This window comes from Pseudomonas sp. BMW13 (assembly GCF_013357275.1).
Taxonomy (GTDB): Bacteria; Pseudomonadota; Gammaproteobacteria; order Pseudomonadales; family Pseudomonadaceae; genus Aquipseudomonas; species Aquipseudomonas khazarica.
The window spans coordinates 72,096-85,118 of record NZ_SUKD01000018.1 but is presented as its reverse complement, the minus strand read 5'-3'; the positions used below and the strand labels follow the sequence as shown (position 1 = coordinate 85,118).

Here is a 13,023-nt window from a genome sequence, read left to right as displayed (position 1 = left end):
GGCTCTGGTTGACGTTGCCTGCCAGTATTCACGTGTCGTGCACGCCATGTTTCGTCATGAGGTGAATTATGGAATACGCACCGGGTTTCAGTTCGATCGCCGCGCTGCTCGCCGATGCCGGGCGCGCCAGCATGGTCTGGGCGCTGATGGACGGCAGCGCACGCCCTGCCGGCGAGTTGGCGCTGCTGGCCGGGTTGTCGCCATCCTCGACCAGCGCGCACCTGGCCAAGCTGGTCGAGGGCGGCCTGCTGGTGCAGCAGCGCCATGGGCGCAATCGCTATTACCGCCTGGCCGGTCCGGAAGTGGGGCAGCTGGTGGAGGCGCTGGCCAGTGCGGCGCTCGCCGCACAGCCGCGCCAGTCGCGTCCTGTGCCGGCGTCGCGGGGTACGCCGCAGGCGATGCGTGAGGCGCGCACCTGCTATGACCACCTGGCCGGTGAGCTGGCGGTGGGGGTCTTCGCGCGCATGTGTGCGGCCGGCTGGCTGGCGCAGCAGGACGGCACGCTGGCCATCACCGCGACGGGTGAGCAGCGCCTGCAGGCATTGGGCATCGACTGGCCTCAGGTGCAACGGCAGCGCCGTCAGCGGCTCTGCGCCTGCCCCGACTGGAGCGAGCGCAAGCCGCATCTGGGCGGGGCGCTGGGCGCTGCGTTGCTGGCGCTGTGCGAGGCTGAAGGCTGGCTGCGGCGCAGCCAGGGCTCGCGTGCGCTGCAGGTCTCGCCAGGGGGGCGCAGGGCGATCATGGCGATCGCCCTGGAGTAGGCGCTGGAACCGTTCGCGGCGCTCAGGCCTGGGCGCTGACCGGCTTGCCACCCTTGGGCTTGAAGTACAGCGTGGTGCCGCGCGCGAGGTTGTCCAGGCTGGCGTGGTCCTTGGCCACCTCGGCCTCGATCAGCTCGTCCTGGCCTTCCACCTTGAGGGTGATGCGGGTGATGGCGCCGAGCAGGCGGATGTCGCGCACTTCACCGGCCTGGTGATCGGCGGCCGGTTCGCTGCACAGATCCACTTCGTGCGGGCGGAACAGCACATGGTGATCGCTGCCCACGTACAGGCGGTTGGCATCGCCGAGGAAGTGGTAGACGAAATCGCTGGCCGGGTACTCGTAGACCTCCGCAGGCGAGCCGATCTGTTCGATCACGCCCTTGTTCATCACCACGATGCGGTCGGCCACTTCCATCGCCTCTTCCTGGTCATGGGTGACGAACACGCTGGTCAGGTGCACTTCCTCGTGCAGGCGCGCCAGCCAGCGGCGCAGCTCCTTGCGCACCTTGGCATCGAGGGCGCCGAAGGGTTCGTCGAGCAGCAGCACCTTGGGCTCCACCGCCAGTGCGCGGGCCAGGGCGATGCGCTGGCGCTGGCCACCGGAGAGCTGCTCCGGATAGCGGTCGCCGAGCCAGTCGAGCTGCACCAGATTGAGCAGTTCATGCACTTTCTCGGCGATCTTCGCCTCGCTCGGGCGCTCGCCCTTGGGCTTCATGCGCAGGCCGAAGGCGACGTTGTCGAACACCGTCATGTGGCGGAACAGGGCGTAGTGCTGGAACACGAAGCCGACGTTGCGATCACGCACGTCGTGGTCGGACACGTCCTCGCCGTGGAAGCCGATGCTGCCGCTGTCCGGGGTTTCCAGGCCGGCGATGATGCGCAGCAGGGTGGTCTTGCCGCAACCGGACGGGCCGAGCAGGGCCACCAGCTCGCCGCTCTGGATGTTCAGGTTGATGTCGTTCAGCGCCGTGAACTGGCCGAACCGTTTGTTGACGCCTTTGACTTCGATACTCATGGCTGATGTTCCTGGTTGTTCCGTGGGCCATGCCGCTCCTGGCGGCGTGACGGCAGTCAGTCTTCTCGGTTGGCCTGTAGCTGGCGGCTCAGGCGCGCCTCGCTCCACTGGCGAAGCAGCAGCACCACCAGGGCCATCACGAGCAGCAGGATCGCGACGCTGAAGGCGGCGACGATGTTGTACTCGTTGTAGAGAATCTCGATGTGCAGCGGCAGGGTGTTGGTGTAACCGCGGATATGCCCGGAGACCACCGATACCGCACCGAATTCGCCCATCGCACGGGCGGTACACAGGACCACGCCGTAGATAAGCGCCCATTTTACGTTAGGCAGCGTGACATGCCAGAACATCTGCCAGCCACTGGCGCCGAGCAGGCGCGCAGCCTCTTCCTCGGTGCTGCCCTGCTGCTCCATCAGCGGGATCAGCTCGCGGGCGACGAAGGGAAAGGTGACGAACAGGGTGGCCAGGACGATGCCCGGCACGGCGTAGACGATCTGCAGGTCGTGCGTGTCCAGGTACGGCGCGAAGAGGCTCTGCGAGCCGAACAGCAGCACGTAGATCAGGCCGGCGACCACTGGTGACACCGAGAACGGCATGTCGATCAGGGTGACCAGCAGGCTCTTGCCGCGAAACTCGAACTTGCTCACCGCCCAGGCGGCCGCGACGCCGAACACCAGGTTCAGCGGCACCGAGATGGCAGTGGCCAGCAGGGTCAGTTGCAGGGCGGCGATGGCATCCGGCTCGCGGATCGCCTCCCAGAAGAACGCCAGACCGCGACTCAGGCCCTGGGTCAGCACCATGTACAGCGGCAACAGGAGAATGACGGCGAATACCGTCCAGGCGATGACGATCAGCGCGATGGCGCCGGGCGAGCGACTGGCGGGGCGCGCAGCGGCTTGCCGGCCAAGGGTTGCAAGGCTCATGACGGCTCCTCAGATAGGCGGCTGGATGCGGCGCTGCAGCAGGTTGATCAGCAGCAGGAGGATGAATGACACCAGCAGCATCATCACGCCGATGGCGGTGGCGCCGGGATAGTCGTACTGATCCAGCTTGGCGACGATCAGCAGCGGCAGGATCTCGGTCTGCAGCGGGATGTTGCCGGCGATGAACACCACCGAGCCGTACTCGCCGACGCCACGGGCGAAGGCCAGGGCGAAGCCGGTCAGCCAGGCCGGCAGCAGGCTCGGCAGCAGCACGTGACGGAACACCTGCAGTGGCCTGGCGCCGAGGCAGGCGGCGGCCTCCTCGACCTCCCTGGGGATGTCCGCCAGCACCGGCTGCAGGGTGCGTACCACGAACGGCAGGGTGACGAACACCAGCGCCAGGGTGATGCCCAGCGGGGTGTAGGCGATCTTCACGGGCAGCAGCGAGCCGATCAGACCGTTGGGCGCGTACAGCGCGGTCAGGGCGATGCCGGCCACGGCGGTGGGCAGGGCGAAGGGCATGTCGACCATGGCGTCGATGATGCGCCGGCCGGGGAAGCTGTAGCGCACCAGCACCCAGGCGATGATGGTGCCGAGAATGCCGTTGAGCAGGGCGGCGGCCAGGGCGGTGCCGAACGACAGCTGCAGCGAGAACTGCAGCTGGCGGTTGCCGAGCAGGCGCCACCACTGTTCGGCGCTGAGCTGCAGCGAGAAGAGCAGCATCGCCCCCAGCGGGATCAGCACGATCAACGCCAGGTAGCTGATGCTGTAGCCCAGCGTCAACCCGAAGCCGGGTATGACCGGGGAGGTTCGACGAGACATGGTCAGTCCTTTTGTGCAGGTCCTCGCCCCGGCGTGCCACCGGCTATCCGCTGGCACGCCGGGGAGCTCGGATCACTGGTTGATCTTCTGGAAGATGTCGTCGAACACGCCGCCATCGTCGAAGTACTTCGGCTGCGCCTGTTTCCAGCCACCGAAGTCCTTGTCGATGGTGACCAGGTGCAGATCCTTGAACTGCTCCTTGAACTCGGCCGCCACCTTTTCGTTGCGCGGACGGTAGAAGTTCTTCGCCGCGATGCGCTGGCCTTCCTCGCTGTACAGGTGTTGCAGATAGGCTTCGGCGATGGCGCGGGTGCCCTTGCGGTCGACGTTGGCATCGACCACGGCCACCGGTGGTTCGGCGAGGATCGACAGCGACGGGGTGACGATCTCCAGCTGGTCGCCGCCTTCCTCGGCCAGCGACAGGTAGGCTTCGTTTTCCCAGGCCAGCAGCACGTCGCCCAGGCCACGCTGGACGAAGCTGATGGTGGCGCCACGGGCGCCGGTATCCAGCACCGGGGCGTGACGGTACAGCTCGGTGACGAACGCCAGCGCCTGCTCTTCACTGCCGTATTGCTGGCGGGCGTAGGCCCAGGCGGCGAGGAAGTTCCAGCGCGCGCCGCCGGAGGTCTTCGGGTTCGGCGTGATGACTTCGACGCCGTCCTTGACCAGGTCGTCCCAGTCGCTGATCTGCTTCGGGTTGCCCTTGCGCACCAGGAACACGATGGTCGAGGTGTAGGGCGTGCTGTTGTCCGGCAGGCGTGCCTGCCAGTTCGGCTCGATCAGCGTCTGGTTGTGGTTGATCGCGTCGATATCGCCGGACAGCGCCAGGGTCACCACGTCGGCGCGCAGGCCGTCGATCACCGCGCGGGCCTGCTTGCCCGAGCCTCCGTGGGACTGCTGGATAGTCACGGCCGGGTTGCCCTGGGCCTGCCAGAATTCGTTGAAGGCGGCGTTGTACTCGACGTACAGCTCGCGGGTCGGGTCGTAGGACACGTTGAGCAGCGGCGCGGCGGCGGCCGGGCCGGCGATCAGGCTGCTGGCCAGCGTGGCCAGGGCGAAACGGCGAATGGACATGGTGCAGCTCCTCACGGATTGGGTGCGGGTGTTGGCGGTAGCCCTCCGGTGGTCCGGTCGGGCTGCATCATGGGTCAGTTCTTGGTGTTCGGTTGTTGCAGGCGGATCTTTTCCTTGCGCTCGATCTGCACGACCTGGCCGTTGTGCACGGTGATTTCCACCGCGCCGAATTTCAGGCCCTGCAGGGCGGTCTGGATCTCGCGCAGGATGCTGGCGTCATCCTGGCCTTCGAGGGGTCTCAGCGTCGCAGTCATTTCCAGGCTCCTTGTGGATGGGCGCCATGACGGTGGACGGCGACCGCCGTTGGCGTGGAGCGGATAGTAGGGAGGCGCTAATATTCTTAAAAATAATGTTTAAGAACATTTATAGATCTAAAAAGAATATTCGACAGTGATGTTTGCTTGGTGTTTTTTTGCATAAGCAAATGAATTCTTATTCTTTTTGTGCTTGCAAGCTTCTGCCTAGACTGGGGCCATTCGACTCAGGAGGCGCCGACCATGCGCAGCGAAGCAATCCGTTATCTGATCCTGCCAGGCTGGCAGGGCTCGTCCGCCGAGCACTGGCAGAGCCACTGGCAGCGCAGCCTGCCGAACAGTACGCGGGTCGAGCAGCAGGACTGGGCCAGCCCGCAGCGCGCCGACTGGGTCGCCGAACTGAATCGGGCGGTGGCCGCCGATCCACGCCCCGCGATCCTCATCGCCCACAGCCTGGGCTGCGTGACCGTCGCCCACTGGGCGCAGCAGGCGCCGCTCGAGCTGCTGCGCCGGGTGCGCGGTGCGCTGCTGGTGGCGCCGGCGGACGTGGAGCGCCCAGGCTGCCCTGAGCCGCTGCAGAACTTCGCGCCGCTGCCGCGTGACCTGCTGCCGTTTCCCAGTCAGCTGATCGGCTCCGACAACGATCCTGCCGCCAGCGCCGCACGCGCCGTCGAGATGGCGCGTCACTGGGGCAGCGACGCAGTGGTGCTCAGCGGGGTGGGGCATATCAACGTGAAATCCGGGCATCACCACTGGGAGCAGGGCTTCGCTCATCTCTATCGCCTGCAGAACCGCATCGAGCAGCAGCAACGCCGGCGCGCCTGAGTTTTCGGGGCGGGGCCGGGCCAGGCAGCCGCCCGCTTCCTTTTTCTTCTCGGGTGAGCCGCCCCGTACTGGAGTCCTGGCCATGCCGCCCACGTTGAATGCGCCGCCGCTGACCTTCGCCGATGCGCCGCAGAACCCCCTGAGCATCCGGGCCAAGGCGCTGGTGTTCGTCGACCCGCGTTCGCGTCAGCTGCGCGAGCGGGCTGACGCCCTGGCGCCGGGGCATCAGCCGCTGCTGATCCGTGGCGAGACCGGCACCGGCAAGGAACTGCTGGCTCGCTATATCCACCGGCACAGCGAGCGCGGCGGCCTGTTCGTGGCCCTGAGCGCCGCGACGATCAGCCCGCAGTGGGGTGAGGCCGAACTGTTCGGCCACGTCGGCGGTGCCCATGCCGGTGTTGCCGGCAGCCGGGCCGGCTGGTTCGGTTCGGCCCATGGCGGCACCCTCTATCTGGACGAGATCGCCGACCTGCCGCGCGCGTTGCAGCGCAAGCTGCTGGCGGCGCTGGAGACCCGCGAGGTGTACCGCGTCGGTGCCAGCCAGGCGACGCCGGTGGACGTGCGCCTGCTGGCCGCGAGCAGCATCGACCTGGCCCGTGCGGTGGCGGCCGGTACCTTCGAGGAAGGCCTGTACGCGTATCTGTGCGACGGCCAGCTGCATTTCCCCGCGCTGCGCGAGCGGGTCGGCGACATCCTGCCGCTGGCCGAATATTTTCTCGGCATCCATGCCCTGCGCCTGGGCCTGGCGATTCCCGCACTCGGCGAGCAGGCCCAGGCCGTGCTGGAGGCGCATCGCTGGCCGGGCAATACCCGCGAGCTGGAGAACGTCATTCACTTCGCGTTGCTGCTGGCCGGCGCCAGCGAGATCGCCCCCGAACACCTGCAGCTGGTCATGGGCCAGACCGGCTGAACGGACGCGGCACGCTGCCGTGAGCCCGTCCGGGGGATTCGTCACCGCGCCGGCAGCGGGTTGCGCCGGTGTCAGGTGTGAAACTGCATCACGGCCGTGCGCATGTCCTGAGCCACCTGCTCCAGTTGCTGCGCCGAGCGTGCCAGCTCGTTGACCGCCAAGGTGTTGTGACGGGCCATTTCGGCGATCTCCTCGACCCTCCTGGCAACTTCGTTGCTGGCGCTGCTCTGTTCGCCGATGGTGTGGGATATCTCGCCGACTACCTGGGCTGCGCGCTGCGTGCCGTCGCGGATTTCACTGATCGAGGTGCCCGCCTGGTGCGCCAGGGCGACGCCGTCGTTCACCCGGTTCACGCCGGTCTGCATGCTGTCGACGGCCAGGCTGGTGTTGCTGCGGATGCGCTCGATCATCTCCGTGATTTCCTGCGTCGACTGCGCGGTGCGGGCTGCCAGGCTGCGCACTTCATCGGCGACCACGGCGAAGCCGCGGCCCGCCTCGCCGGCGCGTGCCGCCTCGATCGCCGCGTTGAGCGCGAGCAGGTTGGTCTGCTCGGCGATGCTCTTGATCACCTGGATGATCGAATGGATTTCCTCGGAAGAGCGCCCCAGCTCGGTGATGGTCTGGGACGAGGAGGTCACGGCCTCGGCGATGCGATTCATGCCGTCGACCACGCCGAGAATCACCTGGCCGCCCGTGTCGGCCAGGTTCCCGGACTGCGCCGAGATGCCCTGGGCATCGTTGGCATGGCCTGCGACCTGGGTGATGTTGTGGATCATCTGCTCCATGGCGGTGGCCATGCTGGTGGCGTTGTCGGCCTGCTGGTTGGAGTCCTGGAGGATGCCCTGCGCGGTGTCGGCGAGGTTGCGGGCGGTCTGCTGCAGCTGCTCGCTGTACTGGCTGATCCCTTTGATCATCTGGCTGAGGTTGCCCTGCATTTCGGCCAGTGCCTGCAAGAGCTGACCTGCCTCGTCCTGGTTGCTGATCTCGATGCGCTGGCGCAGGTCGCCGCTGGCGATGGCATGGGCGGCGTTGACGGCCTGTTGCAACGGCTTCAGCACGCTGCGCATCAGGTTCCAGGTGATCAAGCCGAGCAGCAGGGTCACCAGCAACAGCCCGCAGATCAGCAGTGCCGAGGCCCGCTCCACGGCCGTCTGGCCACTCTGGTGGGCGGCAGCGACCTGTTTTTCTATCAGGTTGCTGAGGGCTTCGTTCTTGTCCTCCAGTTCGCTGAAGCGCTGCATGAAGCTGGGCATTCTCTCGCGTGCGGCCTGGGTGTCGTGCAGGGCCAGCTCGGTGATCTGTTCGGCTTCGCTGATGTAGGCGTTGAGCGCCGGCTGCGATTGGCTGATGGCCTGTTGGATATCGTTCGGCAGTGGCAGCTTGGCGTTGGCGGCAAGGGTGTTCTTGAACCAGTCGGCGTGCTCGCCCAGGTCCTGGCGTACTTGCTCGGCGGCGGCGCTGTCACCGGCTTCGACGTTGAAGGCGGCGAGCACGTCGGCGCGCAGGGCGTCGTGCATCATGTCGCCTTCCAGGTGGTTGCGCAGCGCGCTCACGCTCAGCTCGTTCTGCGACAGGGCTGCACTGAGTTGTGTCTGCCCCCAGAAGCCCAGCGCACCCAGGCCGGCGGCGATGGCCACGCTGAGGCCGCCACTGGCCAGCATTTTCTGCCGGATGTTCATGTGCGAGTCCTTTCTGACGGAGGCTGTTTAAGCCTAGTCGAAGCGGATGCAAGTGCGAGCCGGCCGATGGCCTCAGGGCGCGAGCAGCGACACCGACTTGATCTGCGCCCAGATCGCCTGGCCGGCATGGATGCCCAGCTGATCGAAGGAGTAGCGGGTGATCCGCGCCAGCAGGCGTTGTTCGCCCAGGCGCAGGGTCAGCAGCACCTGCGCATCCAGCACCTGCCAGCTGTCCACCGTGACCGGCAGCAGGTTGAGCAGGCTGCTGCCCTCGGCGCGTTGCAGGCTGAGGCTGACATCGCGCGCCTTGATCTTCACCCGTACGCGTTGCTGGGCCTGCAGCCCCGTGTGCGGCAGGCGCAGGCGGGCCTCGCTGCCGGGCAGGCAGAGTTCGACCAGGCCGTAGCGTGCGTCGTAGGCGCTGGCCTGCCCGTCGATCACCGCCTCGGCGTCGTCGTCGCTGGCGAAGGGCAGGTCGGTGCGCAGCAACAACTCCTTGAGCGGGCCGCTGGCGCGTACCTGGCCGTCCTCGAGCAGCACCAGATGGTCGGCCAGGCGCGCCACTTCATCCGGGGCGTGGCTGACGTAGATCACCGGGATATCCAGTTCTTCGTGCAGGCGTTCGAGGTAGGGCAGCACCTCCTGCTTGCGCTTGAGATCGAGCGACGCCAGGGGTTCGTCCATCAGCAGCAGGCGCGGGCTGGTGACCAGGGCGCGGGCGATGCCGACGCGCTGCCGCTCGCCGCCGGACAGGGCCGACGGCAGGCGTTCGAGCAGATGACCGATGCCGAGCAGCTCCAGCGCCTGGTCCAGGGCGACCTTGCGTTCGCGGGCGGCGATGCGCCGCTGGCCGAACTCCAGGTTGCCGCGCACGCTGAGGTGGGGGAACAGGTTGGCATCCTGGAACACGTAGCCGATGGCGCGCCGGTGGGCCGGCAGGAAGTCCCCGCTGGCACTGTCCTGCCAGCGTTCGCCGGCCACCTGCAGGTAGCCTTCACGGGGGCGGTCGAGCCCGGCGAAGCAGCGCAGGCAGCTGGTCTTGCCCGAACCGGAATGACCGAACAGGGCGCTGACGCCACGGCTGGGCAGGTCGAGGTCGACGTCCAGGCGAAAGCCGGGGTGTTGCACCAGAAAGCGCGCGCGAATGCGCCCGTCATCGATGATCGGCGTCTCGGCGCCGCGTTTGCCGAATAGCGAAGCCAGCATCACAGCGCCCTCGTCTTGCCGCTGCGCCCGCTGTACAGCGCCAGCAGCACGATGAAGGAGAAGGCCACCATGCCGCCGGCCAGCCAGTGTGCCTGGGCGTAGTTCATGGTTTCCACGTGGTTGTATATCTGCACCGAGACCACCTGGGTCTTGCCGGGAATGTTGCCGCCGATCATCAGCACCACGCCGAACTCACCGACGGTATGGGCGAAGGCGAGTATCGCGGCGGTGACGAAACCGGGGCGCGCCAGGGGCAGCACCACGCTGAAGAAGGCATCCCAGGGATTGGCGCGCAGCGTCGCGGCCGCCTCCAGCGGTGCGCGGCCGATGGCTTCGAAGGCGTTCTGCAACGGCTGCACGACGAAGGGCAGCGAATAGAACACCGAGCCGATCACCAGGCCGGTGAAGCTGAAGGTGAGGGTGCCCAGGCCGAGGCTCTGCGTCAGTTGCCCGAAGAAACCGTTGGGCCCCATGCTCACCAGCAGGTAGAAGCCGATCACCGTCGGCGGCAGCACCAGCGGCAAGGCCACCAGCGCACCGACCGGGCGTTTCAGCCAGGACTCGGTGCGCGTCAGCCACAGGGCGATGGGCGTGCCGATGATCAGCAGCAGCAGCGTGGTCAGCGAAGCCAGCTTCAGGGTCAGCAGGATGGCGTCGAGGTCGTTGGTTGACAGCGGCATGCTCATTCCGAAAGACGAACCTGGCCGGATGCGCTCCGGCCACGGGCATTACAGGGTGTAGCCGAAGGATTCGATGATCCTGGCCGCCTCCGGGCCTTTCAGGTAGTCGACCAGGGCACTGGCGGCAGGGTTGTTCGCGCCCGGCTTGAGGATCACCGCATCCTGCTTGATCGGCTCGTACATGTCACCCGGCACGATCCACGCCGAGCCGCTGCTGATCTTGCCGTCCTTGTACACCTGCGACAGGGCGACGAAGCCCAGCTCGGCGTTGCCGCTGGAGACGAACTGGTGCGCCTGGGTGATGTTCTGGCCTTCGACCAGCTTGCCCCTGAGCGCCTCGCTCAGTCCCAGCTTGTCCAGCACCTGGGTGGCGGCCAGGCCGTAGGGAGCGGCCTTCGGGTTGGCGATGGACAGGTGCTTGAACTGCCCGGCCTTGAGCGCCGCGGCGCTGCCGTCCAGATAGTCGGCAGCGGCCGACCACAGCACCAGGCCACCGACGGCGTAGGTGAAACGCGAGCCCTCGACCGTCAGGCCCTCGCTCTCCAGCTTGCCCGGGGTGCTGTCGTCGGCGGCGAGGAACACCTCGAACGGTGCGCCATTGCGAATCTGTGCGTAGAACTGGCCCGTGGCGCCGAAGGCCGCGACCAGCTTGTGCCCGGTGGCTTTCTCGAATCCGGGGGCGATGGCCTGCATCGGCGCGGTGAAGTTGGCGGCCACGGCCACCTTCACCTCATCGGCCAGCGTGCTGCCGGCGAAGACCAGGCCAAGAACGAGCAGGCTGTGCTTGAGGGGCTTGAGCATGAGAATTCCTTGTCGTGTACGGGCGTTGATGGGGCGCCGGGGGCAGGCCGGGTGCGGCCATCCTACAGCGTTATATCTATTTGTATATAGCGTATCCGTGCGCCGTTCCCGTGCACGTTCTTCGTGCATGACGACGGGGCTTGCACCCAATGGGGATGCAGGCAGTTTTTACCTTGCCAGCGACTACAAAAAACATAATTTCGCGAATGCCCCGCTCTGAACAGAATGCCCGCAACGAGCCGCCACGGCGCAACAGTCACGAGCAGAATCAGGGCAGGTACCCATGACCGAGCTGAAGCAGACCCCCTTTTCCACCCCCGCAGGTCGGGCTTGCCTGCCGCAGGAGATCGACACCCTGGTGGTCGGCGCCGGCCAGGCCGGGGTGGCCATGAGCGAGCACCTGGGCCGCCTCGGCGTGCCGCACCTGGTGCTGGAGAAGAACCGCATCGCCGAAGCCTGGCGCACGGTGCGCTGGGATTCGCTGGTGACCAACGGGCCGGTGTGGCATGACCGCTTCCCGGGCATGGAATTTCCCGGTCTCGACCCGGACGCCTTCGCCCACAAGGATCAGGTTGCCGATTACTTCGAGGCCTACGCCAGGATGATCGACGCGCCGATCCGCACCGGCGTCGAGGTGAAGCAGGTGCGGCGCAACGCCGAGCGTCCCGGCTTCACCGTGGAAACCTCGGAGGGCGTGATCCGCGCCAACCGTGTCGTGGCCGCGACCGGCCCGTTCCAGCGTCCGGTCATTCCGGCCATCGCGCCGCAGAGCGAGGCGCTGCTGCAAATTCACTCGGCGCACTACCGCAACCCGCAGCAACTGCCCGAAGGCGGCGTGCTGGTGATCGGCGCCGGCTCTTCCGGTGTGCAGATCGCCGATGAGCTGAACCGCGCCGGGCGTCAGGTCTACCTCTCCGTGGGCGCGCATGATCGTCCGCCGCGCAGCTACCGTGGCCGCGACTTCGTCTGGTGGCTGGGCGTGCTCGGCCTGTGGGACCTGGAAAGCGTGCAGCCGGGCAAGGAGCATGTGACCATCGCCGTCAGCGGCGCCCATGGCGGCCGCACCATCGACTTTCGCGAGCTGGCCGGGCAGGGCATCACCCTGGTCGGGCTGACCCGCGCCTTCGAGCAGGGCGTGGCGCAGTTCGCCGATGACCTGGCGGAGAACCTGGCCCGTGGCGACGAGAACTACCTGTCGCTGCTCGATGCCGCCGACGCCTATATCGCCCGCAACGGACTCGATCTGCCGGAAGAACCCGAGGCCCGCCGGCGCTTCCCCGAGCCGGCCTGCGTCAGCCAGCCGTTGCGGCAGCTCGATCTGGCCGCGGCCGGTATCGGCACGATCATCTGGGCCACCGGCTTCGCCGTGGACTTCAGCTGGCTGCAGGTCAATGCCTTCGACGGCAGCGGCAAGCCGCAGCACCAGCGTGGCGTCTCCAGCGAACCGGGCGTGTACTTCGTCGGCCTGCCGTGGCTGTCGCGGCGGGGCTCCACCTTCATCTGGGGCGTGTGGCATGACGCCAAGCATGTCGCCGATCACATCGCCACCCAGCGCAAGTACAGCGCCTACCGCGATGCCGCGCAGCGTGCAACCGACGCCGCCGGCAGCCCGGTACCCGCCAGCCTGACAGGAGTTCGCTGATGCCCACGCATACCCGCATCCGCATGTTCAACACCAAGGACACCTACCCCAACCAGTCCCTGGACAATGACCTGTGCCAGGCCGTGCGCGCCGGCAACACCGTGTACGTGCGCGGTCAGGTCGGCACCGACTTCGAGGGCAACCTGGTCGGCCTGGGCGACCCGGCGGCGCAGGCCGAGCAGGCGATGAAGAACGTCAGGCAATTGCTTGCAGAGGCCGGCAGCGACCTCTCGCACATCGTCAAGACCACCACCTACATCATCGATCCGCGCTACCGCGAGCCGGTCTACCGCGAAGTCGGCAAGTGGCTCAAGGGCGTGTTCCCGATCTCCACCGGGCTGGTGGTCTCGGCCCTCGGCCAGCCGCAGTGGCTGATGGAGATCGACGTGATCGCGGTGATCCCGGACGACTGGCCCAGCACGCAGGCCTGA

Annotated in this window: 14 protein-coding genes and 1 pseudogene; 5 read left to right on the top strand and 10 right to left on the bottom strand. The window is 66.9% G+C overall.

From position 1 onward, the window contains the following. Positions 1-68: 68 nt before the first annotated feature. On the top strand, positions 69-761 hold the full coding sequence (locus E4487_RS14440; RefSeq protein WP_134677656.1) for a helix-turn-helix transcriptional regulator: 693 nt from the start codon (positions 69-71) through the stop codon (positions 759-761). Between the two features lie 22 nt (positions 762-783). On the opposite strand, the gene E4487_RS14435 is transcribed toward E4487_RS14440, so the two are convergent. The 5 genes from E4487_RS14435 to oscA all read right to left on the bottom strand — a co-directional run bounded on the left by E4487_RS14435 (position 784) and on the right by oscA (position 4,849). Next, complete coding sequence (locus E4487_RS14435; protein ID WP_047587121.1) at positions 784-1,776, bottom strand: sulfate/molybdate ABC transporter ATP-binding protein; 993 nt, start codon at positions 1,774-1,776, stop codon at positions 784-786. Positions 1,777-1,832: 56 nt separating this feature from the next. After that, positions 1,833-2,699: a sulfate ABC transporter permease subunit CysW gene (gene cysW / locus E4487_RS14430; RefSeq protein ID WP_175253706.1), complete on the bottom strand. Its 867-nt coding sequence runs from the start codon at positions 2,697-2,699 to the stop codon at positions 1,833-1,835. 9 nt (positions 2,700-2,708) lie between these two features. Continuing rightward, positions 2,709-3,521 carry a sulfate ABC transporter permease subunit CysT gene (gene cysT / locus E4487_RS14425; protein WP_175253705.1) on the bottom strand — a complete coding sequence of 271 codons (813 nt, stop codon included), beginning with the start codon at positions 3,519-3,521 and terminating at the stop codon, positions 2,709-2,711. Positions 3,522-3,593: 72 nt separating this feature from the next. Continuing rightward, a complete protein-coding gene (locus tag E4487_RS14420; protein WP_175253704.1) occupies positions 3,594-4,595 on the bottom strand; it encodes a sulfate ABC transporter substrate-binding protein in 1,002 nt (333 codons plus the stop codon). A 74-nt stretch (positions 4,596-4,669) separates the two neighbouring features. Next, positions 4,670-4,849 (bottom strand): sulfur starvation response protein OscA, encoded by a 180-nt coding sequence (gene oscA, locus E4487_RS14415; protein WP_175253703.1) that lies wholly within the window; start codon positions 4,847-4,849, stop codon positions 4,670-4,672. Between the two features lie 243 nt (positions 4,850-5,092). Here oscA and E4487_RS14410 point away from each other — a divergent pair, with 243 nt between their 5' ends. Together E4487_RS14410 and E4487_RS14405 are read left to right on the top strand one after the other, a co-directional pair. Then, the gene (locus E4487_RS14410) at positions 5,093-5,674 is read left to right on the top strand and encodes an alpha/beta hydrolase (protein WP_037051273.1); all 582 of its coding nucleotides are present in this window, start codon (positions 5,093-5,095) and stop codon (positions 5,672-5,674) included. A gap of 82 nt (positions 5,675-5,756) precedes the next feature. Beyond that, complete coding sequence (locus tag E4487_RS14405) at positions 5,757-6,584, top strand: sigma 54-interacting transcriptional regulator (protein WP_175253702.1); 828 nt, start codon at positions 5,757-5,759, stop codon at positions 6,582-6,584. A 71-nt stretch (positions 6,585-6,655) separates the two neighbouring features. On the opposite strand, the gene E4487_RS24895 is transcribed toward E4487_RS14405, so the two are convergent. The 5 genes and pseudogenes from E4487_RS24895 to modA all read right to left on the bottom strand — a co-directional run bounded on the left by E4487_RS24895 (position 6,656) and on the right by modA (position 10,950). Then, the gene (locus E4487_RS24895; RefSeq protein ID WP_373921533.1) at positions 6,656-7,369 is read right to left on the bottom strand and encodes a methyl-accepting chemotaxis protein; all 714 of its coding nucleotides are present in this window, start codon (positions 7,367-7,369) and stop codon (positions 6,656-6,658) included. A 144-nt stretch (positions 7,370-7,513) separates the two neighbouring features. Then, positions 7,514-7,651, bottom strand: a pseudogene (locus E4487_RS24890) (HAMP domain-containing protein); the annotation flags it as partial. Between the two features lie 684 nt (positions 7,652-8,335). Continuing rightward, positions 8,336-9,469, bottom strand: coding sequence for a molybdenum ABC transporter ATP-binding protein (gene modC, locus E4487_RS14395; protein ID WP_175253700.1), 1,134 nt, complete (start codon positions 9,467-9,469; stop codon positions 8,336-8,338). Further along, on the bottom strand, positions 9,469-10,149 hold the full coding sequence (modB, locus tag E4487_RS14390; protein WP_037051416.1) for a molybdate ABC transporter permease subunit: 681 nt from the start codon (positions 10,147-10,149) through the stop codon (positions 9,469-9,471). Before modB ends, modC begins: the two co-directional genes overlap by 1 nt. 48 nt (positions 10,150-10,197) lie before the next feature. Continuing rightward, positions 10,198-10,950: a molybdate ABC transporter substrate-binding protein gene (gene modA / locus E4487_RS14385; RefSeq protein ID WP_175253699.1), complete on the bottom strand. Its 753-nt coding sequence runs from the start codon at positions 10,948-10,950 to the stop codon at positions 10,198-10,200. Positions 10,951-11,233: 283 nt separating this feature from the next. On the opposite strand from modA, the gene E4487_RS14380 reads away from it, so the two are divergent. Both E4487_RS14380 and E4487_RS14375 read left to right on the top strand, forming a co-directional pair. Next, positions 11,234-12,592 (top strand): NAD(P)/FAD-dependent oxidoreductase, encoded by a 1,359-nt coding sequence (locus E4487_RS14380; RefSeq protein WP_175253698.1) that lies wholly within the window; start codon positions 11,234-11,236, stop codon positions 12,590-12,592. Further along, a complete protein-coding gene (locus E4487_RS14375) occupies positions 12,592-13,023 on the top strand; it encodes a RidA family protein (protein WP_037051284.1) in 432 nt (143 codons plus the stop codon). The genes E4487_RS14380 and E4487_RS14375 overlap by 1 nt, the downstream gene beginning before the upstream one ends.